General features: G+C 70.3%; 3 protein-coding genes. 2 read left to right on the top strand and 1 reads right to left on the bottom strand.

What is annotated here, in order from left to right:
• Both xth and ACIY1X_RS26200 read left to right on the top strand, forming a co-directional pair.
• Positions 1-777 (top strand): exodeoxyribonuclease III (gene xth, locus ACIY1X_RS26205; RefSeq protein WP_399686536.1); only part of this gene is annotated, 777 nt, incomplete at its 5' end.
• Between the two features lie 83 nt (positions 778-860).
• Entirely contained in the window at positions 861-1,301 is a 441-nt protein-coding gene (locus ACIY1X_RS26200) for a hypothetical protein (protein WP_157008188.1), read from the top strand.
• Positions 1,302-1,304: 3 nt separating this feature from the next.
• On the opposite strand, the gene ACIY1X_RS26195 is transcribed toward ACIY1X_RS26200, so the two are convergent.
• Positions 1,305-2,129, bottom strand: an 825-nt coding sequence (locus ACIY1X_RS26195; protein WP_399686534.1) for a sigma 54-interacting transcriptional regulator, incomplete at its 5' end; no start/stop codon positions are given.

Below are 2,129 nucleotides of genomic sequence, written 5' to 3'. Positions count from 1 at the left end.
GCCACCTGGAACGTCAACTCCCTCACCGCCCGCCTGCAGCACGTGCTGGACTGGCTCATCGCCAACCCGGTGGATGTGCTGTGCCTGCAGGAACTGAAGATGAGCGACGACAAGTTCCCGCTGGAGGTGCTGCAGTCCGCCGGCTACCACGCCGCCGTGTTCGGGCAGAAAACCTACAACGGCGTCGCCATCCTCAGCCTCTCGCCGGTGCGCGACGTGGCGAAGAACATCGGCGGCTTCACCGACGAGCATTCGCGCGTCATCAGCGCCACGGTGGACACGGCCGCCGGCCCGCTGCGCGTGGTCAACGGCTACTTCGTCAACGGCCAGGCGCCGGGCACCGAGAAGTTCGAATACAAGATGAGCTGGCTGCGCGCCCTGCGCGACTGGCTGCGCGAGGAGATGGCGGCCCACCCCGAGCTGGTGCTGCTGGGCGACTTCAACATCGCGCCGGAAGACCGCGACAGCTTCGACCCGGTCGGCCTGGCCGAGACCATCCACCACACCAGCGAGGAGCGCGCGCACTTCAAGGCGCTGCTCGGCCTGGGCCTGGTGGACAGCTTCCGCCTCTTCGATCAGCCCGAGAAGAGCTTCTCGTGGTGGGACTACCGCATGCTCGGCTACCAGAAGAACCGCGGCCTGCGCATCGACCACATCCTGGTGAGCGAGCCGCTGGTGCCGCGCGTGCGCGGCTGCGCCATCGACCGTGTGCCGCGCAAGTGGGACAAGCCCAGCGACCATGCGCCGGTGGTGCTCGACCTCGAGGTGGCCGCCTGATGGGCGCGTCGTCGGCACCGCGTGCCGCCGTCCTGGCGGGGGCAGCCGCCCTCCTCCTGGCCGGATGCCAGGGGCTGCCCTGGATGAAGAAGGACGAGCCGCCGGCCGCGGCCGCCACGCCCGCGCCGAGCGACGACCTGCGGCCCGGCGACGGGGTCAAGGGCGTGCGCCTGATCACCGCGCAGACGCCGGCCGTCAGGGCCTGGCGCAAGGTCGCGGCGCAACACATCTACAAGGCCTATCCCAAGCGCATCTACAAGGGCAAGATCCCGCCGCTGGTGTATGCCGTGGTGGTGGTCGAGACCGACGTCGACGCCAGCGGCAAGGTGACCAACGTCACCTTCAGCCGCACGCCCAGCCACGCGCCGGAAGTGCCGCCCAAGATCGCCGCGCTGATCCGCGCGACCTCGCCCTTTCCCAGCCCGGGCAAGCTGGGCGCCCACACCTACGTCGACACCTGGCTGTGGGACAAGAGCGGCAACTTCCAGATCGACACGCTCACACTCGGCCAGCGCAGCCGGTAGCGATCAGCGGCCCGCGTCGCCGTCGCGGTCGAGATCCAGTTCCGCGATCTTGCGCGTGATCGTGTTGCGGCCGATGCCCAGCTTCTGTGCCGCCTCGATGCGGCGCCCGCGGGTGAAGTGCAGCGCGGTGAGGATCAGGCGCGACTCGAAGCGGCGCACGAGCACGTCCCACACGTCGTGGCGCCCCTCCGCCAGCAGGGCCTGCGCCTCGCGCTCCAGCAGGTCTTCCCAGCCGGCCTGCGCGACGGGCGCGGCCTGAAGCGGCGCCAGTGCGACCGGCACCGCAACGACGGCGGCAGGCTCGACGGCCTCGGGAACATGAGGCGGCGCGGCGGGGGCCGCAGGAAATTCCGTCGCCGCCCTCGTCGTCACTTCCGGCGGCAGGTCCTTGGGTTCGATCACCTGCGCCGGCGCCATCACCGTGAGCCAGTGGCAGATGTTCTCCAGTTGCCGCACGTTGCCGGGGAAGCCGAAGGCCGCCAGTTGCGCCAGCGCCGCGTCGGAGATGCGCTTGGGCTCGACGCCGAGTTGCCTGGCGCTTTGCTGCAGGAAGTGGCGCGCCAGCGCGGGCACGTCCTCCTTGCGCTCGCGCAGCGCCGGCAGGCGCAGGCGGATGACGTTGAGGCGGTGGAACAGGTCTTCGCGGAAGGCGCCCTGCTTGACGCGCTGCTCCAGGTCCTGGTGGGTCGCCGCGATCACGCGCACGTTGGCCTTCACGGCGTTGTGCCCGCCCACGCGGTAGAAGTGCCCGTCGCTGAGCACGCGCAGCAGGCGCGTCTGCAGGTCGAAGGGCATGTCGCCGATCTCGTCGAGGAACAGCGTGCCGCC

The organism is Xenophilus sp., assembly GCF_044462705.1.
Taxonomy (GTDB): Bacteria; Pseudomonadota; Gammaproteobacteria; order Burkholderiales; family Burkholderiaceae_C; genus Xenophilus; species Xenophilus azovorans.
Note: the sequence above shows the minus strand (reverse complement) of the source record. Positions and strands in the feature narration are given on the sequence as shown.

Coding starts and splice junctions, on each gene's coding strand:
- ACIY1X_RS26200 (WP_157008188.1), top strand. CDS start 861: ATGAAGAAGGACGAGCCGCCGGCCGCGGCCGCCACGCCCGCGCCGAGC.